A 22,507-nucleotide genomic window follows, 5' to 3' on the forward strand; every position below is an offset into this window, starting at 1 on the left:
CGTCTCTTTTTGGCTGAGCGTCTGTCGCAAGGATTCTGATCTCCGCTCGGCATCGCAAGAGCGCGAAACCCGAGGCCACATAAGGTAGGGCAAGAGCGGCAGGACTGCGAGGGCGAAAGCGGCCGCTATAGCTGGAGCCATGAGCGGGTAGGTCACGGTTGCCAGCGAGGGGCTGCAGTCGCATCTTCGGCGCCAGGAGGCTTCCGTCATGACCTGGGATCAACTTCTGTTGTTTTTACCGGCTGCCGCCCTGGTCGCGGCCTCGCCGGGGGCGAACAATCTGCTGTCGCTGGTGAACGGCGCGCGGGCCGGCCTGCGGGCGACAGTCTTCAGTCTGCTCGGCCGTCTGACCGCCTTCGCGATTTTGATCGCCGCCGTCGCCATGGGCCTCGGAGCTGTCTTGGCCGCCTCCGAACTGGCCTTCGTGATCGTAAAGTGGCTGGGCGTCGCCTACCTGACCTACCTCGGCCTCAAGCTCTGGACCTCCCGCCAGCTCGACCTCGGCGAAACCGAGGTTGAAGCGTCGCAAGGCGGCATCCGAACGCCGGGAAGGACTTGGAACCTGGCCCGCAAGGAATTCCTGGTGGCGATGACCAATCCCAAGGCGATCCTGCTGTTCACCGCCTTCCTGCCCCAGTTCGTGGTGCCGGAGGCGCCGGCCTCGACGCAGCTTCTCTGGTTGGGCGCCCTCTATATCCCCGTGGAGTTCTGCGCGGCCTGCCTCTATGCAACCGCCGGCTCGAGCGTGCGGAGGCTGCGCTTGACAGCCGCGCGCCTGCGCCTGTTGAACCGTGTGGCCGGCGGCATGATGCTCGCCGCCGCCGCTCTACTGGCGAGCAGCCGCCGCACCGCCTGACGGCCCTTCCCCCGCGGATGGCAGTCTCGCAACGCAACTAAATACTTATTTTATACAGGGACTTTAACCGTAATTCCTAACCATGACAGTTGGTTAGATCGGTGACTAAGAAATTTTTAGCACCTAGTCGTGATAATGAATGGCTTGACTTTATCTCAGAAAAGCCTCAAATGTTAACTTTACGTTAAGCTCTTGGGGGCGGCGCCGTGCTGCGGGCCGCGGAGGGGGAATGATGAAAGCAGTTGCGAAAGTGGTCGTGGGTGGGGTGCTGTTCGCCGCCGCCGTGGTTGGCACCGCCTATCCCGCAAAGGCCGCGGTCATGGGCGCGACTGTGACCAGTATTACCGCAAGTTGGCTAAATCCGGATCCGGGCAACGTCAGCATCGACAACGACGGTCGCACGGTCTCGGCCCGTTGGGGCTATCCCGCGACCTGGTGGGGCGGCCGCAGCGGCTACGACTTCCGCGCCAAGAGGACGCCGTCGGATCTCGACGCCGGCGACACCTTCAAGATCGGAACCTTCAAGCATCTCAACTACCCGATCTATGGAACGGCGCTGTCGAGCATCTCGCTGTCGGTCACGTTCGAAGGCCTGATCAAGGGCAGCAACACGCCGTTCCAGGTCACTTCGCTGTTCGACTTCGAGCATACGGAAACACCGAACACCTGGGGCCATTGTCCCAGCGGCAGCCAGAGCACCTGCGATGACATCGTCACCGCCACCTTGAACGAGGGGGCCTCCCAGTCGGTCATCGTCGACGGGATGAAGTATCTCTTCACAATCGCCGGATTCCAGGTCAACGGCGATCAGTTCGAAAACTGGCTGACCAAAGAGAAGCACACGAACAAGGCCCATCTGGTGGCCAGCCTGGAAGTGCATCCGGTACCCTTGCCGGCCGCCGCCTGGTTCCTGATCACCGCGCTCGGCGGCCTTGGCGGACTGCGCTGGCTCAAGCAGCGCTCGGCCTGAGGGCTGGGGGGTCAAGGTCCGACGACCACGTCGGCGGGGCCGGACCGCAACGCCCGCTTCCTGTCGCATCCGCTCTCTGAAAGTATCGGAGAGCGGGACTTACAATCTAGCCGCCTGGGTCCGGCCGTCGGACCCAGGCGGCTAGAGCTTTTTAAGCACCCAGTCCGCGAAGTCTCGAAGCCCATCGCCGTCGCGGCGGTAGTAGCTCCAACGGCCGATCTTGCGGGATTTTACGAAGCCGGCGCGCTTCAGGATCGCGAGATGCTCGCTGATCGTGGACTGAGAGACCGCGGCCCGCTCGGCGATCAGCGAGACGCAAACGCCAACCTCCCGCGGATCGCCCCCTGTCTGGTGGGCGAAGAGCGATCCCGGACGGCGGAGCCAGTCGAGAATCTCGACCCGAAGAGGATGCGCCAAGGCCTTGCCGCAAAGCGTCTTGTCCATGACCTAATATATCGACATTTCGCTCATTGACGATATATAGATCGGCGATGCGAAAGCTTGAGGCGGTCAATGCTTGGGAGGTCGATCATGCGCATTCCCGATCGCATGGAAGCTGCGGTTCTGACCGGACATGGCGGGCTCGACAGGCTGTCTTACCGCAGAGATGTCCCGGTTCCCCGCCCCGGTCCGGGCGAGGTCTTGATTCAGGTTGGCGCTGCGGGAGTCAACAACACCGACATCAACACCCGGATCGCCTGGTATTCGAAGCAGGTGACCTCCGCGACCAGCGAGGATGTGACTGCCGGTTCCACCGCTGAGGCGTCGGCGGACGGGAGTTGGTCGGGTGCGGCCATGATCTTTCCGCGGATTCAAGGCGCCGACTGCTGCGGCGAAATCGTTGCCGTCGGCGAGGGCGTCGAGACCGCACGGCTCGGCGAACGCGTCCTGGTCCGGGCCCTGCAGCCCAGCGCCGACGATCCCTTCGCCTGCATCACCTTCGGCTCGGAGTGCGACGGCGCCTTCGGCCAGTACACGAAGACGGCTGCCGCTCACGCGCTGCGGATCGACTGCGACTGGAGCGATATCGAGTTAGCCTCCATGCCCTGTGCCTTCTCGACCGCCGAAGGCATGTTGCAACGGGCGGCGATCGGGGCCGAGCGCGTGCTGGTTACCGGAGCGTCGGGCGGCGTCGGTTCGGCGGCGGTCCAGCTGGCCAAGCGACGAGGCGCGGAAGTGATCGCCGTCTGCGGCAGGGACAAGGCCGGAGCCGTGGCCGGCCTGGGTGCGGACCTTGTGCTGGAGCGCGGCGCCGACCCGGTCGCGTCGCTGGCCAGCGAAAGCATCGACGCGGTCGTCGATCTGGTCGGCGGGCCTGCCTGGCCCCGGCTGCTGGACCTGCTGCGTCGGGGCGGACGCTACGTGACGGCCGGAGCGATCGCGGGGCCCATCGTCGAGCTCGATCTCCGCACACTCTACCTCAAGGACCTGAGCCTGCTGGGCTCGACCTGGCAGCCCTTCGAGATCATGACGAACCTCATCGGCTACATCGAACGGGGGGAAATCCGGCCGGTCGTCGCCAAGACCTATCCCTTGCACGAGATCGTCCAGGCGCAGCAGACATTTCTGGAGAAACACTTCGTCGGTAAGCTCGTGCTGATCCCGCCAAAGGCCTAAAGCTCCAGCGCTGCGCTCGGCCCAACCTTCCGATGGAGGACCGTCAGGACGCCGCGCCGTCGATCTTGCGTTGCAGGTACGCAGCAAAGCGTCCGGCGTACCTCCGCTGCAGTTCGGGCTTGCGCCAATCCCGCCCGGTCACAATGCCGCGACAGTCGGGCGAGCCGCAGCGGCACGCCATGGTCCAGTCGTCATCGTCGCCGGTGGCATAGTCGAAGGTCAGTTCCTCGCCCGCCTCAATGTCCCGCAAGGCGACGAAGACGATCTGCCCCTCGATTGCGAGATTGGGCGCACAGGAATGATTGAGGTGCAGCATGCTGCCTTCGCGCTCGGCATCGGTCTTAGGTCCGAGAAAGAGGTGTTCGGCGATCTGGATCTCCGCCGGTCCTAGAGTTTCGGCGCGCTGGTCCCGCTCCGCCCGGGTCATGACGTGCCCGCCCTTCGCGGCTACCGCTTCGCCGGCCGCGATGTCAGCGCGTGCGCAGAGACCGCGACCCTCGATGGAGCTGTCGCGCTTCTCAACCTTGGACGAAAACCAAGATCGCGTCATGACGGCGATTTACAAAGCACGGCGCTGGCGCGCGAGTCGGAGCACAGTCGACCGGAGATTGCGGCGCAACCCAGCACAGGCTTCTGCAGGAACAAGGAAGCCGGCGCGCTGATGGTAGCGGCCGGCTGAGCGTCGCGTCAGGCGCGAAGTTCGGTTTCGATCGGCGGGACCACCGTCTGCATGTTGGCGATCTCGTCTTTCAGCCGGAGCTTTTCGCGCTTGAGTTCGTGGAGTCGAAGTTCGTCGGGGTGGGGTCGATGGCTTTCTTCGCGGATGGCGTTGTCGACAAGCGTGTGTTGGCTGCGCAAGGACTCGATCCGGTCATGCACCGACATGCTTCGTCTCCTTCTGCGGGTTATGGAAAATATGCTACCCCTCTCCGCCGGGCTTGTGAAGCGTCCTGGCGGATGAACTCTGGTGATAACTTGGTGATTCTACCGGCCAACCCATTTCACAATTGCTAAGGATTGTTTGCGGTCGTTTCGATTCGGGTTTCACGAGTCTAGTGCAGAGCAGCAAGGAGTTCCAAGTGTCGGGAATGCATGAAGGGTCGGATGGCCGGGTCGCGCGGCTGATCGTCGGGATCAGCGGCGCCAGCGGCGTCGTCTACGGCCTGCGTCTTTTGGAAGCGCTGCAGACCTTGCCGGTCGAGAGCCATCTGGTCATGACCAAGTCGGCCGAGATCACCCTGGCCTACGAAACCGACATCAAGGTCCGCCAGGTGCAGGCGCTCGCCGATGTCGTCTATCCGATCGAGGATATCGGCGCGGCCATCTCCAGCGGCTCCTTCAAGACGCTGGGCATGGTCATCGCCCCCTGCTCCATCCGCTCGATGTCGGAGATCGCCACCGGCGTCACCTCGAACTTGCTGACCCGGGCCGCCGACGTGACCCTGAAGGAACGGCGGCGCCTGGTTCTGATGCTGCGCGAAACTCCCCTGCACAGCGGCCACCTGCGCAACCTGCTGGCACTGTCGGAGATGGGGGCGGTGGTTGCCCCGCCGGTGCCCGCCTTCTACGCCAACCCCAAGACGATCCAGGACCTGGTCGACCAGTCGGTCGGTCGCGTGCTCGACCTCTTCGATCTGGAATCGCCGCTGGTCACCCGCTGGGGCGAACCGGACGCGGAGGGCAAGGTGGTCCGGGCACGCAAACGGCAAACCCAGCGCTAGAGGCTGGCCCGCAAGCTCGCCTCGGTCAGGGTCTCCAGGGCCATGACGTCGGCGCCGCCGGCCAGATCGGCCCGGTCGAGCAGCAGCAGGCTGAGGTTCTGGGCGATGGCCTCGCCGCTTGGCCGCCCCTCGGGCAAGGTCAGGGCGCCCCAAAGCGCCTCCTGCTCGATACGTTCGGCCTCCAGCTCGGCCGCCTTGATCCGGTCGCGCAGGCTGTGGCCGGCGGTATCGAGATCCTGCCGCTTCATCCAGCGCCGGGCGCCGCGCAGGGGGCGCACGACCTCCCGATGCCAGCCCTCCACCGCGGCGTTCAGGATCTCGAGCTCCTGGCGGGTCAGGGCGTGGCCGCGGGTGCCGGCGAAGCAGACATAGAGCAGCAGGTTGACGTCCAGCCCATGCATGTCCTGCAGGGTGATGCAGGCTTCCTGCACCTCCGGGCGGGCGTAGGCTGCGAGCGAGAAGCGCCAGAAAGGCGAGCCGTCCGCCATCGTGGTCCCCTAGTCGTCGCCGAAGGAGATGCCGAGGCCGCGCGCGGTGCGCACCAGCGCGCCTTCGGTCTCGACGGCGTGATAGGCCTCGATGGCGTCGGCGATCGGCACGTCGATGACGCCCCGCCCGGCCCAGGCCACCATGCGGTCGAAGCGGCCCTCGGCGATCAGATCGACGGCATGGACGCCGAAGCTGGAGGCCATCAGACGGTCGCGCGGCGTCGGCGTACCGCCGCGCTGGATGTGACCCAGCACGGTGACGCGGGTTTCGGCGCCGGTGGCCTCCGCGATGCGGCGCCCGATATAGTGGCCGATCCCCCCGTAGTGGACGTCGCCGCTCTGTTTCGTCTCCGCCACCGCTTCGCCCTGCTCGGTGCGCAGGGCCTCGGCCACGACGACGAGCGCGAAGTTGCGGCCGACCTGCTGCAGGCGGCTGATCTTCCCGGCGATACTGGCGATGCTGTAAGGGATTTCCGGGATCAGAATGACGTCGGCACCACCAGCGATACCGGCCGAGAGGGCGATATGCCCGGCATCGCGGCCCATCACCTCCAGCACCATGACCCGGTCGTGGCTGGCGGCGGTCGGCTGCAGGTGATCCAGCGCCTCGGTCGCCACCTCGACGGCGGTGTCGTGGCCGATGGCCACCTCGGTATCGCCCAGGTCGTTGTCGATGGTCTTCGGGATCGCCACCAACGGAATGTCACCCTGCTGCGCCAGGCGGCGCAGGATCGCCAGAGAACCGTCGCCGCCGATCCCGATCACGGCGTCGAGGCCGAGCTCGCGAATGCCCGCAATGATCTCCTCCGACCGATCGACCCGGCTTCCGTCCGGCATGGGATAAGCGAAGGGATCGCCCTTGTTGGTTGTCCCCAGCACCGTCCCCGCCATCCGCAGAAGACTGCCTGTGAACTGGGAGAGGTTCAGGACCTCCGCTTCCAGCGGCCGGGTCAGCAAGCCCGCCGTGCCCTTGTGGATCCCCACCACCTCCCAGCCGAAACCATAGGTCGCGCGCTGCACCACGGCGCGGATGACCGCGTTGAGACCGGCGCAATCCCCGCCACTGGTCAATAGGCCGATGCGCCGAATATCCACCATGCCCCTGCCGCCACCTTCCCTCGCATTCGGTCCGGACGAGGGCCCGGACCCGCGTCCAGACTTTCGGTCATGCGACCCCCCGCGACAAGCCTGCGCAGCAAGGTCGCGACATGCTATGATGGTTGGCTTGAGGTTTTGTATTGTCGACGGATTGCCAGACTATGCGTCTGAACGAAGCGGAAAAGGAACGGCTCAGGGTCGAGCTGGAAGAAATGAAGTGCGAGCACCGCGACCTGGACGATGTCATCGCCCGAGTCGCCGAGGTCGCGCCCTTCGATCAACTGAAGGTGCAGCGTCTGAAGAAGCGTAAGCTGGGTTTGAAGGACGAAATTCTTCGGATCGAAGGGCTTTTACTGCCCGATATCATCGCCTGAGATCGACCGCGGCACCGGTTTTCCGCCGACTTTCCGTTACTCGCCGACGGCCACGGCCTTGCCGCGCTTGTGCTCGTACATGCGCTGATCGGCTGCCGAAAGGGCCTCGTCCACCTCCTCCTTGCCCGAGAAGGCGTAGACCCCGTAGGACACGCCGACGTTCAGCTCGTGACCGTTCCAGACCGCCGGTTCCGAGACGATGGCGTTGGCGAGGTCCTGTGCCTTGTGAAGCGCGGTTTCCTCGCTGACCTCGACCAGGATGACCCCGAACTCGTCCCCGCCGAGACGCCCGACCACATCGGAGCCGCGGGTGATCTGCAGCAGGGCTTCCGCCACATGCTTCAAGGCCGCGTCGCCCGCCGGATGTCCGTAGTTGTCGTTGATCTGCTTCATGCCGTTCACGTCGAAGTAGATCACCGCACCCGGCGAATCGTACCGCTCCGCAAAGGCCATCAGACGAGTCAGTTCGCGCAGAAAGGCCCGGCGGTTGGCGAGCGGAAGCAAAGTGTCCTGATCCGCCAGTTCCTCGAGATGCCCGATTCGGCGGCGCGCGCGGTCGAGATCGTCGCGCAGCCGTACGACCTCCCCGATCAGCTGGTCCAGCGCGGCCCGAACCTTTGGCGTCAGCTCGGCCTCCGACAGTCCCAGGATGGAGGCCGCGTCCGCAGCGGCGCCGACTCCGCCTGCCGAGCCGACTCCGCCGGCGGGCGCCGCCGCGCCGGTCGAACGGACACCCGAAACGCCGCCGGTCGCTCCGGTTCTGGCCGAACCGCGTGGTCCTGTGGAACTCCCGACCTTCATGGGATCCGTCGTTTCCCCCAGTATTCGGCGGTCAACAGATGAACACCGACTCTCCGATGGCGCGGCGCCGTCCAGACTCAGAGTCCAGAGCAAGGCCAGGCCGAATTTCCTCGAATCCTAAGCGACGATTGGTAAAGTTTTTCTTCAGATCGCTGCTGGCGAGGCCAATTGTATACGAATAATCACTCCCGCGGACTGACGCCGGGCGACGCTCGCACCCAAGGACGCTTGCCCCCGACGACCGCGATCTGAATAATCGCCAGCTTTCGCGGGCGGTCGATAAGGGGGGCCCCGGACACTCTCGCGGAAACTCTTGCAGAACCATTGGGGATCGGGCGATGGCGGACGAGACGCCGAGAATCGGAATCATCATGGGCAGCCAGTCCGACTGGCCGACCCTTCGCCATGCCGCCGACATGCTGGACGAACTGGGCCTGACCTACGAAACGCGCATCGTCTCGGCCCATCGCACGCCCGAACGGCTGCGCGATTACGCGCAGAGCGCCCGGCAGCGCGGCCTGAAGGTGATCGTTGCCGGCGCCGGCGGCGCCGCACACCTGCCGGGCATGGTCGCGGCCAACACCGCCCTGCCGGTGTTCGGCGTGCCGGTCGAGAGCCAAGCCTTGAGCGGTCTGGATTCCCTCCTGTCGATCGTGCAGATGCCCGGCGGCATCCCGGTCGGCACCCTTGCCATCGGCAAGGCCGGCGCCAAGAACGCCGGCTTGCTCGCCGCAGCCGTGATCGCTTTGGAAGACCCGCAGGCCGCCGCCGCACTCGATGGATTCCGCAACCGCCAGACAGAGGGCGTAGCAGAGGCGCCGCTGGACGATGCTTGAGCCCGGATTGTCCAAATTCGTGAGCCTCTTTTGCGCGGCGCGCCTCGGCTGCCATGGCCGATAGCCGCGCCGCAGCGCTGCCGCCCGGCTCCGTCGTCGGCATGCTCGGCGATGGTCAGCTCGGCCGTATGGCGGCGCTGGCCGCCGCCCGGTTGGGCTATCGCTGCCATGTCTTCGGCCCAACGGCGGACGGCCCGGCCCACCAGGTGACCAACCTCTCGACCGTTGCCGGCTACGGGGACGAGACCGCGCTCGCCGCTTTTGCAGATGCCGTCGACGTGGTGACTTTCGAATTCGAGAACGTTCCGGCGGCCACGGCCGTGTTCTTGGACGGTCGGGTGCCGGTGCGCCCCGGTCCGCGGGTCTTGAGCCTTTGCCAGAACCGCCTGCGGGAGAAGGACTTCCTCGCCTCCATCGATGTGGCAACCACAGGCTACGCCGAAGTTCGCAATCCGGAGGGCGTCCGCCGTTCCCTGCGCGATCTGGGCAAGCCGGCCGTGCTGAAGACCACGGAGTTCGGTTACGACGGCAAGGGCCAGGCGTTGCTGCGCAACGAGACCGAGGCCGAAGCTGCCTGGGCGGCGATCGCCGCCCACGGTGCAACCGAGACCGGCGAAACCGTCGGCATCCTGGAAGCCTTCGTCGATTTCCGGCTGGAGCTTTCCGTGGTGGTGGCGCGCGGTCTGAACGGTCACATCGAGACCTACGTCCCGGTCGAGAACCAGCATCGCGATCACATCCTGGACCAAACCATCGTGCCGGCGCGCATCTCACAGGACGCGGCCGACCGGGCCGAAGGCTACGCGCGCCGGATCGCGGAGGCGCTGGACCTGGTCGGCGTGATCGCGGTGGAGATGTTCCTGACCGCCGAAGGCCGGATTCTGGTCAACGAGCTGGCTCCGCGTCCGCACAACTCAGGCCACTGGACCATCGATGCCTGCGCCACCAGCCAGTTCGAACAGCAGATCCGGGCCGTCTGCGGCCTGCCGCTCGGCTCCAGCAAGCGCCATTCCGATGCGGTGATGAAAAACCTGCTAGGCGAGGAAGCCGAAGACTGGCGCGAAATCCTGGCCGAGCCGCGCGCTTACCTGCACCTCTACGGCAAGGCGGAAGCCCGGCCGGGCCGCAAGATGGGCCATGTCACCAAGCTCTCGCCGCGAGGCTCGAGCGGCTGAAGCGACTCCGGCGCCGACAAGACAACGCCCGATCAAATGCCCAATCAAACGCGAGGGCCGAAGCCTCGGCTGCGGGCGAAGAAGCTGGTTGGGGCGTCCATCAGACGCTGGATCGATTTGCCCAGCGTCCCGCCGATCTTCAACACGTTCGTCAAGCGGCGGTCGAGGAAATCCCAGGTCGCCTCATAGCCCTCCGAGCGGTCGGACAGCCAGTAGAGCAACGTCGAGGAGTAGACCCCGGCCAGCAGCGAGCGCTTGGTGTAGTAGTTGTAGTCCGTCGCGGTGTCGCCCGCGGCGTACCAGATGGCGTCGCAGGTCCGCCAGACCAGTCGGCTGCCCAACGGCACGTTGGGTGGAAGGGCGAGGAAGGAGAGGCCGCGCTGCACTTCCTCGCGATAGGGTTCGAGCAGCTCCAGGCGGCTGCGAACGCCCAGTGCCACCTTTTCGCGCACCCGCATCTCCTCCAGAGGCTGCCGCTCCATCGCGTCCAGCATGCGGCCATCCATCTCGGCGCTGAAAGCCTCCAACAGCTCACGCGCACTGCCTGGAAAGAGGTTGTGGGCTTCGGCCAGGGAGAGCCCCAGATCGCGGGCACCCGCGATCAGCGCCTGTCCGCTCCAGCCGTCGAAGGCGACATGCTGCACGGCCGCCTGCATCAGTTCGCTCCGGCGCGTTTCTATGGCCTCGGCTTCGGTCATGACGCCTCCTTGATCGGGGATGAACCTGCGGCATGCGGCGCCTCGCCCGACCAGTGCCGCAGTTCCGAGGAAAACAGCAGATCCTTCAGGTTCTCCATCCGCTGGGGATAGAGGATCCCGTCCAGGTGATCGCACTCGTGCTGTACGACCCGTGCGTGGAACCCGCTGGCCTCACGTTCGATCCGCGCGCCCTCGAGGTCCAGACCGCTATAGCGGATCCGGGTCCAGCGCGGCACCAGCCCGGCCAACTCGGGAACCGACAGGCAGGCCTCCCAACCCAGCGCCGTTTCCTCGGTCAGCGGGTCGATCCGCGGATTGATCAGCACCGTCAGCGGCTGCGATTCGGCAGCTTCCGCCTGCGCCCGCTCCGGCGACACCTTGAAAATCACCAGACGCAGCGGGACATGGACCTGGGGCGCGGCCAAACCGGTGCCCGGCGCGTCCTCCATGGTCTCGATCATGTCGGTCACCAGCTGCCGGATCTCCGGCGCGGTCGGGTCGGGAACCTGCGCGGCCGGCTGCAAGAGAACAGGGTGGCCCATGCGGGCGATCTTAAGGATTGCCATGGCTGAACTATGGCGTCACCCGGACTGAACGTCCACTGGCGGACAGCTCCTGATGGCCATGGGCGGCAAGAGGGCGCAGGCAAGCGCGCGAGCGGACAGAGGCGCCACGGTCCCAGCCGATCCGCGCCGGTCCGGGCCGGGGTTTCGTAACCCTATACCCGCCTTTTCCGGCGCTTACGCTCTTTTCTTTTCCAGGGACCGGTGGTATATCCCGGTCTCCCGCCTGGCTTTGCCGGCGGGTTATTGTGTTTGCCTGTAGCTCGAGTCGCGCCCCGGCCTGCCTATGGCAGGCCGTCTTTCAGTTGGGCAGGCAGTTGGGCGAGACGAGGAAGTGACGGGCGTTCCATCGCTTAGTGGACCGCAAGATATCGACGAGGAGGTCGAGGCAAGGTGCACGTTACCGTTCGTGAGAATAACGTCGATCAGGCCCTGCGCGCGCTGAAGAAGAAGATGCAGCGCGAGGGTATCTTTCGCGAGATGAAGCTGCGCCGGCACTTCGAGAAGCCGTCGCAGAAGCGTAAGCGCGAGCGCGCCGAGGCCGTGCGCCGCCATCGCAAGCTGCTGCGCAAGCGCATGGAGCGCGAGGGCTTCTAGCGCTCGCGGCAGGCGAAAGCCCGCTCTCCGAGAGGATCTAGGAATTACGACACGAAGCCGGGCGTTCCGCCCGGCTTTCGGTGTTTAGAGCCGGCGGTCTTCAGTCCGGATCGCGACCGAGGGGATCGGGATCCTTACACCAGACGCTCTGTTTCGGACGCGGTTTAGGCAGCCTCAACCGCGCAGGCTGCCGACCCGCGCCAACGATTCCGGCAGGGCCACGCCGTAGCGCTCTGCCAGCGGTCGCACCAGCCGCTCCACCTCGGCCCGGCCCAGGGAGTCCATCAGTTCGCAGGGCTGACGGCCGAAGCGCAGAGCCACCTCGGCGCCCATGTCGATGTCGCCGGGACCGGCGACATCTTCGTCCAGCTCTTCCAGAACCGGCAGGAAGGTGGCGCCCAGCAGACGCTCGGCGATTGGCCGGTCGCGCGTCGGGTCGGGTCCCGGGTCCGTGCCGAGATCGAAGCTCTCTTCCGCCTCCCCGGCCTTGGTCAGGTAGTCGGCCGGCGCGTAGAAGGGGCCGAGAGGCTTCAGGTTGCGCACCGCATGCAGGTTGATGCGCGGCTTGATGATGTTCTGCACGAAGAAGGGCCCCGCAGCGACGCCCAGAGCCTCCTGCGCCACACGGTCGATCTGTACCGGCGTGCCGAGCCCGTCGTCGACGCAGCGCGAGGCCTCGTTGGTGTAGGGACAGAAGAAGCGGTTCACGGCGAAGCCGAAGTGATCCTTGCAAAGCAGCGGCTTCTTGCCGGTCGCCTCGCAGAAGGCGAGTGCCTCCGCAATCGTCGCGTCGCCGGTGGCGTCGCCGCGCACCACCTCGACCAGAGGGTTGATTTGCGCCGGGCTGAAATAGTGCAAACCGAGGAAGCGCTCCGGCGCCGCCACATGCTGCGCCAGATCCGAGACTTTGAGGCAGGAGGTGTTGGTCGCAATCAGGGCGTCGGGCCGGGCAACCGGCGAGAGCGCCTCTAAGGTACGGGCCTTGAGGTCGAAGTCCTCGAACACCGCCTCGATCAGCAGATCGGCCTCGGCCAGGTCCTGCAGAGCGCCGCTGGTGGCGACCCGTGCCTGCGCCGCATCGGAGTCCGCCGCGCTCATGCGTCCCTTGTCGACCGCGCGGCCGAAGAAGGTCGCTGCCTCCCCCTTGGCCTTGGCAAGCTGACTCTCGGTCACGTCGTATAGCGTCACCGCGATCCCGCGCGCCGCCGAAGCGATGGCGATCCCGCTGCCCATGGTGCCGGCGCCCAGTATGCCGATCTTCGAAACACCCATCACGTTCTGCCTTCCCAAAGAAAGAAACGCGCAAGACAACGGGGGGCTACCAGCCCCCCGCTCAAGCGCGCAAACGGCGCAGTCTACTTTTCCAGTGCCTTGACGATGCTCTCGCACATCTTCTTGGCATCGGCGAGCAGCATGTAGGTCTTGTCCATGTAGAAGACCGGGTTGTCGACGCCGGCATACCCCGAGCCCATGGAACGCTTCACGAAGAGCACGTTCTGGGAGTCTTCCACGTTGAGCACCGGCATCCCGTAGATCGGGCTGGCGGTGTCCGTCTTGGCCGAAGGGTTGGTCACGTCGTTGGCGCCGATCACGAAGGCGACCTCCGTGTCGCGGAATTCCGTGTTGACCTCGTCCATCTCGAAGACCTCGTCGTAGGGCACGCTGGCCTCGGCGAGCAGGACGTTCATGTGCCCCGGCATACGGCCTGCGACCGGATGGATCGCGTACTTGACCTCGACGCCTTCGGCCTTCAGTAGCTCGGCCATCTCGCGCAGGGCATGCTGGGCCTGAGCCACCGCCATGCCGTAACCCGGCACGATGATGACCTTCTCGGCATTGCGCATCATGAAGGCCGCGTCCTCGGCCGAGCCCTGCTGCCAGGTCTTGTCGCCCTCGTCCCCGCCACCACCGGAGGCCGCCGTCTCGCCCCCGAACCCGCCCAGGATCACGGAGAAGAAGGAGCGGTTCATGCCCTTGCACATGATGTAGCTGAGGATCGCGCCGGAGGAGCCGACCAGCGCGCCGGTGATGATCAGCAGGTTGTTTTCCAGCGTGAAGCCGATGCCGGCGGCGGCCCAGCCCGAATAGCTGTTCAGCATGGAGATCACCACCGGCATGTCGGCACCGCCGATGGGGATGATGATCAGCACGCCGAGCAGCAGGGTGATCAGAACGATGGTCCAGAAAGTCATGCCCGACTGGCCGCTGACCAGGGCGATGATCATGATCACCGTCAGAAGACCGAGGCCCAGGTTGAGCCAATGTTGCATCGGAAAGACCACGGGCTTGCCCGACATCAGACCCTGCAGCTTGGCGAAGGCGACGAGGGAGCCGGTGAAGGTGATCGCGCCGATGGCCGTACCGATCGACATCTCGATCAGCGAGGTGGTCTTGATCTCCCCGGCCAGGCCGATGCCGTAAGCCTCCGGATTATAGAAGGCGGCGGCGGCAACCAGCACGGCCGCGAGGCCCACCAGCGAGTGAAAAGCCGCCACCAACTGGGGTAACGCCGTCATCTGGATTCTGAGCGCGATGACGGTGCCGATCGCGCCGCCGATCAGGATGCCGGTGAAGATCAGAATGAAGTTCATCTCGGGCAGCATGAAGAGCGTCACCAGAACGGCGATGCCCATGCCGACCATGCCCAGCTTATTGCCGCGCCGGCTCGTCTCCGGGTGCGACAGGCCCTTGAGCGCCAGGATGAAGCAGATGCTGGCGCCCAGGTAGAGCAGCGTGGCGAGATCGTGGCTCATGGTGTTTGTCTCTCTCCTCGCCCGGCTCTAATGGGCCCGGCCGCCGCTGGCGGCCTTCGGCTTCTTCTTGAACATCGAAAGCATCCGGTAGGTGACGATGAAGCCGCCGAAGATGTTCACGCTGGCGAGCGTGACGGCGATGAAACCCATGGTCTCCGAGAAGCCGAACTCTCCCGTACCGGCGGCGATCAGGGCGCCGACGATGATCACGGAGGAGATCGCGTTGGTCACGCCCATCAGCGGCGAGTGCAGCGCCGGCGTCACCGACCAGACCACGTGGTAGCCGACGAAGATGGCCAGCACGAAAACGGTCAGACCGACGACCAGGGGCGAGGCACCGTCGGCGCCGCCGGCGGCCGCCGTATCGGCGGCGATCTGACCGGCCTCTCCGGCCAGGGCCGCCAGATCGCGCGACAGCTCCAGCGCGCGGTTGGCGAGGTCGGTCGCCTGCTCGACCAGCTGATCAGTCGCCATTCTTCTGCTCCTCGCCCGTCTTTCCAGTCTCCGCCGTCTTATCGGTGTCCGGCTGTTTGTCGCTGTCCGGTGCCGTCTTGGCGGAGGTCTTTTCCGGTTCCGTCTTGTCCGGGTCCGTTTTCTTCGCTGCCGTCTTCTTGGCCGCGGCTTTCGGGGCTGCGGCCTTTTTGGCGGCCGGCTTGCGCGCCGGCTCGAGATTCTCCAGGGCCGGATGAACGACCTTGCCGTCCTTGGCGATCAGCGTGCCCTTGACGATCTCGTCGTCCCAGTCGATCGCCAGATCCTTCTTCTCCTTGTCGTAGAGCAGCGCCACGAAGTTGAAGAGGTTGTTGGCGTAGAGCATCGACGTGTCGCTGGCCAGCCGGCCCGGCAGGTTGTGGTAGGCTATGATCTTGACGCCGTGCTTGACAGCGACCTTGCCCGCCTCGCTGGCCTCCACATTGCCGCCGTTGTCGATCGCGAGATCGACGACCACTGAGCCCGGCTTCATGGACTTGACCATCTCCGTGGTCACCAGGCGTGGCGCGGCCCGGCCCGGGATCAGCGCGGTGGTGATGACCACGTCCATCTTCTTGATGGTCTCGGCGATCAGCTCGGCCTGCTTCTTCTTGTAGGCGTCGCTCATTTCCTTGGCATAACCGCCGGCCGATTCGGCCTGCTTGAATTCCTCGTCCTCGACCGCGACGAACTTCCCGCCGAGAGACTCGACCTGCTCCTTGGCGGCCGGACGCACGTCGGTCGCCGAAACCAGAGCGCCGAGACGCTTGGCGGTGGCGATGGCCTGCAACCCGGCAACGCCGGCGCCCATGACGAGCACCTGGGCCGGCGCAACCTTGCCGGCCGCCGTCATCATCAGCGGAAAGGCCCGGCCGAACTCGGCCGCGGCGTCGACCACCGCCTTATAGCCGGCGAGATTGGCCTGGCTGGAGAGCACATCCATCGACTGCGCACGGGTGATGCGCGGCATAAAGTCCATGGCGAAAGCGGTGACCCCAGCCTCGGCCAGCGCCTTCATCTCTTCGAGCGAGCGATAGGGATCCAGGATCGCCGCAAGCAGCGACCCTTTCGGCAGATCGGCGGCGTCCTTGGCCTCGGGCCCGCGGACCTTCAGCACCAGTTTCGCGTCCTTGAGGGCGGCGGCGGCATCGCCGGCAATCTCGGCACCTGCTTCCTTGTAGGCCGCATCGACGAAGGCAGCACCGTTGCCGGCGCCCTTCTCGACCGCGACCTGAATGCCCAGGCCGATCAACTTCTTCACGCTTTCGGGGGAAGCGGCCACACGCGTTTCCTGCGTGCGCCGCTCCTTGAGGATGGCGATCTTCATCGGGCTCCGACTCGTCCAGTGGCGGGCCGACCCGGACGGGCCGACGCAGAGCGGAGCGTACCATGCCGCGCCCGCCTGCCTCAGGCAAGTCTCGCCTCGGTGTTAGCGACCGGTTCCGCCTGTCGCTTGTACGTGTGGCCGACCCGTATGTACGTTATTCGATCCGGGTCAGGCCGCGCTCGAACGAACTCCGTCATCCGATGCCCGCGTCGGAACGAGCGCCCGGACCAGGCGGCTCATTTCAAGCGTTCCAACCGGCTCGCCATCGCGCAGGACGCAAAACCTCGTGGCGACATCCCCGTCTGCCTTGGCGATGACGGACTCAAGCGTATCGTCGTGATCGACCTCGCCGCTATAGCTGCCGCGCCCCACATCACCTTGCTGCATCACGGAGCGCACCCTCAGGACGCGGGCCCGGTTGATGTCGCTCACGAAATCTTCGATGTAGCCGTCGGCCGGCTTCAGCAGGATGTGCTGCGGCTCACCCTGCTGGACGACGCAGCCTTCGTTCAAGATCACCAGGTGATCGGCAAGCTTGAGCGCCTCGTCGAGATCGTGGGTAATGAACACGATGGTTTTTTGCAGCTCTCGCTGCAGCTGGACAAGCAAGTCCTGCATATCGGTCCGGATCAGCGGATCGAGAGCGGAAAAGGCCTCGTCCATGAGCATAACCTCGGAGTTGGACGTCAAGGCACGGGCGATACCGACACGTTGCTGCATGCCGCCGGACAACTGCCGGGGATAATGGTCGCCGTAGCCGTCGAGACCGACCCGCTCAAGCCAATGGTTGGCTTCGCTTTCGTAGTCTTCGCGCCGGTAGCCCCGGGTCGCCAGGGCCATGCCGGCGTTTTCGAGAACGCTGCGGTGCGGCAGCAAGGCGAACTTCTGGAAGACCATCGACATGCGTTCTTGACGCAGATGCCGCAGTTCATCCTGCGTGAAATTCAGCACATTGTCCCCATCGACCCAGATCTCACCCGCCGTCGGCTCGATCAGGCGATTGAGATGGCGAATCAGCGTCGATTTACCGGAGCCGGACAATCCCATGATGACCGTGATCTCGCCGGCCTTCATATCGATGTTGATGTCCTTCAGCCCCAAGACATGGGCGCGCCTTTCGAGCAGGTCCTGTTTGCCCATGCCCGCACGCACGTCGGCCAAGGCCGCCTCCGGGTCGATGCCGAAGATCTTGTAGAGACCGCGGATCGAAATCTTGATGTCTTCGCTCATCGCAGAAGCCTCCCTCAATCGATCTTCTCGGGATTGATCCGCTGGAGCGACGCTTTCGTCACCCGATCGAGAATGACGGCCAGCAGAACGATGCCGAGACCGGCCACCAGTCCGACGCCGAGCTCGAGATTGCGGATGCCGCGCAGAACCAGAACGCCGAGCCCCGGCGCCGACACCAGGGATGCGATCACCACCATTGCCAGCGACATCATGATGGTCTGATTCACACCGGCCATGATCGTCGGCAAGGCGAGAGGGACTTGGACGCCGAAGAGTTTCTGGCGTTCAGTCATGCCGAAAGCGTTGGCCGCCTCGACGACATCGGGGTCGACCTGCCGAATTCCCAGATCGGTCAGACGGATGACCGGGACGATGGCGTAGAGGATGATAGCGATGCCGTAGAGCTTCGACTCGGTAACGCTGAAGAGAAAGATCAACGGGATCAAATAAACGAACGGCGGCAGCGTCTGCAGCATGTCCAGCACGGGAATCGTGCCGCGCTTCATGGTGTCGCTGCGCGACATCGCGATACCGATGGGCACCCCCAGCAGCACGCAGAGAAATGCGCAGACAAAAATGATCGAGAGTGTCTGCATCGCGTAATCGTAGTGGTCGATAAACGCGAGGGCGAAGATGCACAGCGCGACGAAGGCAACGAGCTTGAGCGATCGCGACACGGCGTAGACCGCCGCCAGAAGTACCGGAACGATAACGAACCAGGGGGTGTTCAGAACCACGAAGAGCGACCCGTCTAGCAGCCAGCTAAGCGGTTGCGTGATCGGATCCAGAACGACCTTGAGACCGTCCTTCGCAGCGAGAAAGATCTCTTCCAATCCCTTGGTCACGTTGCGGGTCTGCGGCATCGCGTTGCAGGCTTGATGCAAGGTATCGAGCGATGGGAAGGGCAGCTCCCAGAGCGATTTCGCCGCCGCTTCGTCTCCGCCGGCACTTCGGCCCAACAGCTGGTCCATGGTCATGGGGCCGCCGCCGGCATCTCTGTCGCACCACTGGCGCAAGCCCAGAGTGTCGAAAACGACGTCGTAGCTCGCCATATCTTACTGCTCTCCAAGGAGTTCCGGCGCTGCGTTCACCGGCTGAAACGACCGCGGGCATGCCGCGGGGCGTGCGGCGTCCACACGCTCGACCCAAGCAAAGAGAAAGGCAGGGCGGCCCAAGCTGCCCTGCCCGTTCTCAAGCGGAAGCTACTGTAGAACGTTCGAGAGCTTCTGGCGGGCATCGTCGCTCAGCCAATCGGCCCAAACGTCCTGATGGGTCGTCAAAAAATAGACGGCTGCCTCTTCGGCCGAAGCACTGTTCTCGTCCTTCCAGGCGAGGACCGCGTTCATGGTGTCTGTCTCGAAGCTGATGTTGCTCATCAACTCCGCGATTTCCGGTTCCCGCTCCTTGAAGGCGGCGGTCACGCTCGTCAGCACCGGAGCGGCCGGAAAGTCCGAGACACCAGGGTTCGCCGCATCGGCATCCTGATTGGCGGCGTGAATCTCTTCGTCGTAGGAGCCGATCTCGACGCGCGTCATGTCGAACTTTCCAAGCACGACAGTGGGGGCCCAATAGTAGCCGAACCAGGGTTCCTCGTTCTGGTAGGCCGCAGCCAAGGAGGTGGCGAGCGTCTCGCCCGAGCCATGGCTGAAAATCTCCATGTCGCCGCCCTCCAGGTTGAGCGCCCTCGTCAGGTTGTCGTTGACGATCCGGCATCCCCAACCGCTCGGGCAGTTGTGGAAGCGCCCTCCAACCAGATCGGGGTTTGCCATGATGCCTTCGATGGTCGTCAGTTCGGGATGCGCCTCGGCGAGATAGGTGGGAATCCACCAGCCTTCGACACCGCCGGGCTGCAGAACCTCGGCGACGCGCTCAACCTTGCCTTCGGATTCAAGCCGCTCATAGACCTCGCCCGTCGAGTTAAGCCAAAGCTCGGTGACGATGTCGGGCTCTCCGTTCTCGGCAAGAGACGTCACTGCCGGGACCGTGTCAGACGGCACCGTCGTGACCTCGCAGCCGTAGCCCTGCTCCATGATGAAAGAGGCAACGGTGGTGACGACCTGCGCGGAGACCCAGTTCATTTCCGTGATGGAAACTTCGCCGCAGTCGGCCTGCGCCGTGACAGGAAAAGCGACAAGGCCGAACGCCAAGCTGATGGCGGTTTTCCTCATTAACTGATGTCTCCCTCTGACCATGAAAATTTTCACTCGATGAGTTGCAACGGGCACTTTCACTCCCGCGTAAAGAACGATCTGTCTGCAGATGCACCGGGGGTCGGCAGTGCCGACGGTCGAAACGATATCTGCCGGAGAGATCGTCGGAACGGGACGCAGCGAAACGCGGGCTGCACGCCACCGCTAGGACAATTCTAAGACCGCCAATCGAAACTTCAACCTCAGGCAGGCGAGACCCTCAATAACCGGCAGTGAATAATCTTGAAATATCAGCAATATCTATGTAAACAGGGGCAAATATTTTATAATACATTATGTATTACTCAAGAAAATCTACAACATCTAAGAAAACATTAGAAATTATCTATATATTTCAACATTTCTGTACGGACATGATTTGGAATACCTCGAAACAGCCATCCGGCAACAGCCGTCAGAGCAGGAAGACCGAATTCGGTATCCGGCATCTGGTACCGACGGCACATCTGGTGCCGACCGCAACACAGGCCGTACCCCTTCGGCTCGATGCCCGATTTTCGCCAGCCGAGGGCGGCAAGAGGAGTCTCTGCCGACCAACGGCCAAGGCCCCCGATTGGTTCCGAAGATTTTATCCAATCGCTTTAAAGCTGAAGCGACTGACCAGGATTTTCCATCATTGCCTGTTCAGTTGCCTGCGCCGACGACGCCGAATTCAAGGCCGCCAGCCACGTCGAGACCTTGACGGCGAGATTACGAGCCCCGACAGCTAATCGCCCAGCTCTCGCTGGCGCATCGGCATGGCGTCGATGGTCTCGAATAGCTTGTCGGCCGGGATCGGGGTCTCGGACGCCAGCTTGGCCGCCCCATCCTTGCCGACCAGAACGGCCTTGAAAGTACCGTCGGGTGCGTCGAAACGCTCGCGCAGAGCGACGGGATCCAACCCCGGCTCGGACAGGGCGTCGACCCGTACCGGCTCGACGCCGATCACCTCGACCGGCAAGAGGTCGCGATCGCTCACGTCGACGGAGTTACGCAGAAGCTGCTGCATCTGCTGTTCATAGTTATCGTCGACCACGGTCGGCGCGAAGACCACCAGAAGGCGGCTCTTCCCCTTGTAGTCCTCAAGCGGTTCAGCCAAAGCGCCTCCGCTCAGCAGGATGAAGGCGAAACAGGCAGCGATCGTCTTGGCGGCAGTGCCGGAAATGCTCACACGAGGTCCCTCAGCTATATCCAAGGTCACCATGAAACCGTAGGACGGCCGGAGAATGGCGAGAGAATTCCGTGAACTTGTTAGGGAATCTCTTCGGGCAACCCGACCTTCTTCAGGGCCGCCTTCTGGCGTTTTTCGAGCTGTTTGACATCGAAGCCCTCGATCAACTCGTTGAAGACTCGGTGCCAATTGATCTCCGCCTGCAGGTGGATGAAGACGCTGCCGAGCCCGACCGCGGCGCGATCCATCAGCACGAACTCGCGCGGTGGCTTCACGCCGCCGTGCTTGCGCAGTTCACGATGCACGCGGCTGATCGTGCGCGCGCCCTCGGCACCGCTGGAGCCCTCGTGAATCGACTGAACCCGATCCTCCAGCAGCGGCCGGTAGATGAAGCGGGCCCAGATGTTGAGGACCTGCAGCACCTCCTTCCGTTTCGCCGTCTCGCCGAAACCCCAGGCCGTGTAGGCCTGCACGGCCAGGTCGTCGTCCTCGTCGCGCAGGGCGTGATAGAGATCGATCACGCCCTTGATGAAGGCGGGGCGGAAGACCCGGATGCAGCCGAAGTCGAGCAGATTGACCGAGGCGTCGTCGTTGATGGTGTAGTTGCCGAGATGCGGATCGCCGTGGATGACGCCGTAGTAGTAGAGCGGCACGTACCAGGCGCGGAACATGTTCAGTGCCGCCCGGTTGCGCACCTCCTGATCCGGGTTGGCCTCGGCGAAGTCCAGCAAACGCCGCCCGTCCAGCCAGGTCATGGTCAGGATGCGCTTGCTGGTCAGCTCCATCAGCGGCTCGGGCGCCTGAACCTGCGCCTCCTTGGCAAGCATCAGGCGGTAGAGCGCGATGTGCCGGCCCTCGCGCTCGTAGTCCAGCTCCTCGTGCAGCCGGGCCACCAGTTCCTTGTAGATGTCGGAGGTATCGATGGTGGAATCGTACTGGCGGTAGACCCGGAAGGCCCAACGCAGTTGCTCGACGTCGGCCTCGACGTTGGAGGCCATGTCCGGATACTGCAGCTTAACCGCCAGTTCGCGGCCATCGTGGGACTCGCCGCGATGGACCTGTCCCAGCGAGGCCGCGGCGGCGGCCTCCTTGTCGAAACGCGCGAACTTCTTTTCCCAGCCGGCGCCCAACTCCGTGCGCATGCGCCGGCGCACGAAGGCCCAACCCATCGGTGGGGCGTTGTGCTGAAGCTCACGCAGCTCGCGGGCGTAGTCCTCGGGCAGAGCTTCGGGGATGGTCGCCAGGATCTGCGCCGCCTTCATAAGCGGGCCTTTCAGCCCGCCCAGCGCCTCGCGCAGTTCGCCCGAATGCTTTTTGGCATCGAGCTTGCGCCCGAACAGGCGCTTGCCCGCAAGCTGCGCCGCGAGCCCCCCCACCTGGCCACCGACCTGGGCGTAGCGCTTGACCCGGCGGGAGAAACGGGAGTCGTCGTCGAAGAGATCTTCGGAGTCACTGTCCAAGTCTGTTTCGCTCATGTCCTGCGGCATTCCCTCTTCGCCGCATGACATGGCGCCCGCCGCTCCCAAAGTCCATGGGGCGCCGACGGATGAGCGACCGGCGGGCTGCACCAGG

25 protein-coding genes are annotated in these 22,507 nt (G+C 64.3%); 8 read left to right on the forward strand and 17 right to left on the reverse strand.

The window, feature by feature from the left end; genetic code table 11:
- Positions 1-208 precede the first annotated feature (208 nt).
- Positions 209-856 carry a LysE family translocator gene (locus tag DBZ32_RS06155; RefSeq protein WP_119166183.1) on the forward strand — a complete coding sequence of 216 codons (648 nt, stop codon included), beginning with the start codon at positions 209-211 and terminating at the stop codon, positions 854-856.
- A gap of 229 nt (positions 857-1,085) precedes the next feature.
- The gene (locus DBZ32_RS06160) at positions 1,086-1,826 is read left to right on the forward strand and encodes a THxN family PEP-CTERM protein (RefSeq protein ID WP_119166184.1); all 741 of its coding nucleotides are present in this window, start codon (positions 1,086-1,088) and stop codon (positions 1,824-1,826) included.
- 141 nt (positions 1,827-1,967) lie between these two features.
- Here the strand turns inward: DBZ32_RS06160 and DBZ32_RS06165 are convergent, their stop codons facing one another.
- Complete coding sequence (locus DBZ32_RS06165; RefSeq protein WP_119166185.1) at positions 1,968-2,270, reverse strand: ArsR/SmtB family transcription factor; 303 nt, start codon at positions 2,268-2,270, stop codon at positions 1,968-1,970.
- An 87-nt stretch (positions 2,271-2,357) separates the two neighbouring features.
- Between DBZ32_RS06165 and DBZ32_RS06170 the strand changes: the two genes are divergently transcribed.
- Positions 2,358-3,443 carry an alcohol dehydrogenase family protein gene (locus DBZ32_RS06170; protein ID WP_119166186.1) on the forward strand — a complete coding sequence of 362 codons (1,086 nt, stop codon included), beginning with the start codon at positions 2,358-2,360 and terminating at the stop codon, positions 3,441-3,443.
- Between the two features lie 43 nt (positions 3,444-3,486).
- Here the strand turns inward: DBZ32_RS06170 and DBZ32_RS06175 are convergent, their stop codons facing one another.
- Both DBZ32_RS06175 and DBZ32_RS06180 read right to left on the reverse strand, forming a co-directional pair.
- Positions 3,487-3,993 (reverse strand): SET domain-containing protein, encoded by a 507-nt coding sequence (locus DBZ32_RS06175; protein ID WP_119166187.1) that lies wholly within the window; start codon positions 3,991-3,993, stop codon positions 3,487-3,489.
- 137 nt (positions 3,994-4,130) lie between these two features.
- A complete protein-coding gene (locus DBZ32_RS06180) occupies positions 4,131-4,328 on the reverse strand; it encodes a YdcH family protein (RefSeq protein ID WP_119166188.1) in 198 nt (65 codons plus the stop codon).
- A gap of 203 nt (positions 4,329-4,531) precedes the next feature.
- Here DBZ32_RS06180 and DBZ32_RS06185 point away from each other — a divergent pair, with 203 nt between their 5' ends.
- On the forward strand, positions 4,532-5,164 hold the full coding sequence (locus DBZ32_RS06185; protein WP_119166189.1) for a UbiX family flavin prenyltransferase: 633 nt from the start codon (positions 4,532-4,534) through the stop codon (positions 5,162-5,164).
- On the opposite strand, the gene DBZ32_RS06190 is transcribed toward DBZ32_RS06185, so the two are convergent.
- Positions 5,161-5,652, reverse strand: a complete 492-nt coding sequence (locus DBZ32_RS06190) for a TIGR02444 family protein (protein WP_119166190.1) — start codon at positions 5,650-5,652, stop codon at positions 5,161-5,163. The two genes, DBZ32_RS06185 and DBZ32_RS06190, sit on opposite strands and share 4 nt — an antisense overlap.
- A 9-nt stretch (positions 5,653-5,661) precedes the next feature.
- Positions 5,662-6,750: an ATP-dependent 6-phosphofructokinase gene (locus tag DBZ32_RS06195; RefSeq protein ID WP_119166191.1), complete on the reverse strand. Its 1,089-nt coding sequence runs from the start codon at positions 6,748-6,750 to the stop codon at positions 5,662-5,664.
- Positions 6,751-6,911: 161 nt separating this feature from the next.
- Between DBZ32_RS06195 and DBZ32_RS06200 the strand changes: the two genes are divergently transcribed.
- Complete coding sequence (locus DBZ32_RS06200) at positions 6,912-7,124, forward strand: YdcH family protein (RefSeq protein ID WP_119166192.1); 213 nt, start codon at positions 6,912-6,914, stop codon at positions 7,122-7,124.
- Positions 7,125-7,160: 36 nt separating this feature from the next.
- Here DBZ32_RS06200 and DBZ32_RS06205 read toward each other — a convergent pair whose 3' ends face one another.
- Positions 7,161-7,925 (reverse strand): GGDEF domain-containing protein, encoded by a 765-nt coding sequence (locus DBZ32_RS06205; RefSeq protein ID WP_208539113.1) that lies wholly within the window; start codon positions 7,923-7,925, stop codon positions 7,161-7,163.
- Between the two features lie 338 nt (positions 7,926-8,263).
- On the opposite strand from DBZ32_RS06205, the gene purE reads away from it, so the two are divergent.
- Both purE and DBZ32_RS06215 read left to right on the forward strand, forming a co-directional pair.
- Positions 8,264-8,761, forward strand: a complete 498-nt coding sequence (purE, locus tag DBZ32_RS06210) for a 5-(carboxyamino)imidazole ribonucleotide mutase (RefSeq protein WP_119166193.1) — start codon at positions 8,264-8,266, stop codon at positions 8,759-8,761.
- Between the two features lie 53 nt (positions 8,762-8,814).
- Positions 8,815-9,936, forward strand: coding sequence for a 5-(carboxyamino)imidazole ribonucleotide synthase (locus tag DBZ32_RS06215; protein WP_119166194.1), 1,122 nt, complete (start codon positions 8,815-8,817; stop codon positions 9,934-9,936).
- 44 nt (positions 9,937-9,980) lie between these two features.
- Here the strand turns inward: DBZ32_RS06215 and DBZ32_RS06220 are convergent, their stop codons facing one another.
- Positions 9,981-10,634, reverse strand: coding sequence for a COQ9 family protein (locus tag DBZ32_RS06220; protein WP_119166195.1), 654 nt, complete (start codon positions 10,632-10,634; stop codon positions 9,981-9,983).
- Positions 10,631-11,200, reverse strand: coding sequence for a peptide deformylase (gene def / locus DBZ32_RS06225; RefSeq protein ID WP_119166196.1), 570 nt, complete (start codon positions 11,198-11,200; stop codon positions 10,631-10,633). The genes DBZ32_RS06220 and def overlap by 4 nt, the downstream gene beginning before the upstream one ends.
- Before the next feature lie 390 nt (positions 11,201-11,590).
- Between def and rpsU the strand changes: the two genes are divergently transcribed.
- Entirely contained in the window at positions 11,591-11,794 is a 204-nt protein-coding gene (gene rpsU / locus DBZ32_RS06230) for a 30S ribosomal protein S21 (RefSeq protein WP_119166197.1), read from the forward strand.
- A gap of 174 nt (positions 11,795-11,968) precedes the next feature.
- On the opposite strand, the gene DBZ32_RS06235 is transcribed toward rpsU, so the two are convergent.
- From DBZ32_RS06235 to DBZ32_RS06275, 9 genes are all read right to left on the reverse strand, one after another.
- The gene (locus DBZ32_RS06235; RefSeq protein ID WP_119166198.1) at positions 11,969-13,066 is read right to left on the reverse strand and encodes a 3-hydroxyacyl-CoA dehydrogenase family protein; all 1,098 of its coding nucleotides are present in this window, start codon (positions 13,064-13,066) and stop codon (positions 11,969-11,971) included.
- A gap of 83 nt (positions 13,067-13,149) precedes the next feature.
- Positions 13,150-14,547, reverse strand: coding sequence for an NAD(P)(+) transhydrogenase (Re/Si-specific) subunit beta (locus DBZ32_RS06240; protein WP_119166199.1), 1,398 nt, complete (start codon positions 14,545-14,547; stop codon positions 13,150-13,152).
- 27 nt (positions 14,548-14,574) lie between these two features.
- Positions 14,575-15,021 carry an NAD(P) transhydrogenase subunit alpha gene (locus DBZ32_RS06245; protein ID WP_119166200.1) on the reverse strand — a complete coding sequence of 149 codons (447 nt, stop codon included), beginning with the start codon at positions 15,019-15,021 and terminating at the stop codon, positions 14,575-14,577.
- Positions 15,011-16,345: a Re/Si-specific NAD(P)(+) transhydrogenase subunit alpha gene (locus DBZ32_RS06250; protein WP_119166201.1), complete on the reverse strand. Its 1,335-nt coding sequence runs from the start codon at positions 16,343-16,345 to the stop codon at positions 15,011-15,013. The genes DBZ32_RS06245 and DBZ32_RS06250 overlap by 11 nt, the downstream gene beginning before the upstream one ends.
- 168 nt (positions 16,346-16,513) lie before the next feature.
- Positions 16,514-17,575, reverse strand: coding sequence for a quaternary amine ABC transporter ATP-binding protein (locus DBZ32_RS06255; RefSeq protein WP_119166202.1), 1,062 nt, complete (start codon positions 17,573-17,575; stop codon positions 16,514-16,516).
- A gap of 14 nt (positions 17,576-17,589) precedes the next feature.
- On the reverse strand, positions 17,590-18,627 hold the full coding sequence (locus DBZ32_RS06260; protein ID WP_119166203.1) for an ABC transporter permease: 1,038 nt from the start codon (positions 18,625-18,627) through the stop codon (positions 17,590-17,592).
- Between the two features lie 150 nt (positions 18,628-18,777).
- Positions 18,778-19,743 carry an ABC transporter substrate-binding protein gene (locus tag DBZ32_RS06265; RefSeq protein WP_119166204.1) on the reverse strand — a complete coding sequence of 322 codons (966 nt, stop codon included), beginning with the start codon at positions 19,741-19,743 and terminating at the stop codon, positions 18,778-18,780.
- A 748-nt stretch (positions 19,744-20,491) separates the two neighbouring features.
- Positions 20,492-20,935, reverse strand: coding sequence for a DUF4174 domain-containing protein (locus DBZ32_RS06270; protein ID WP_208539115.1), 444 nt, complete (start codon positions 20,933-20,935; stop codon positions 20,492-20,494).
- Between the two features lie 80 nt (positions 20,936-21,015).
- The gene (locus DBZ32_RS06275) at positions 21,016-22,410 is read right to left on the reverse strand and encodes an ABC1 kinase family protein (RefSeq protein ID WP_119166384.1); all 1,395 of its coding nucleotides are present in this window, start codon (positions 22,408-22,410) and stop codon (positions 21,016-21,018) included.
- Positions 22,411-22,507: the final 97 nt, after the last annotated feature.

The sequence above is a fragment of the Algihabitans albus genome, assembly GCF_003572205.1.
GTDB lineage: Bacteria > Pseudomonadota > Alphaproteobacteria > Kiloniellales > DSM-21159 > Algihabitans > Algihabitans albus.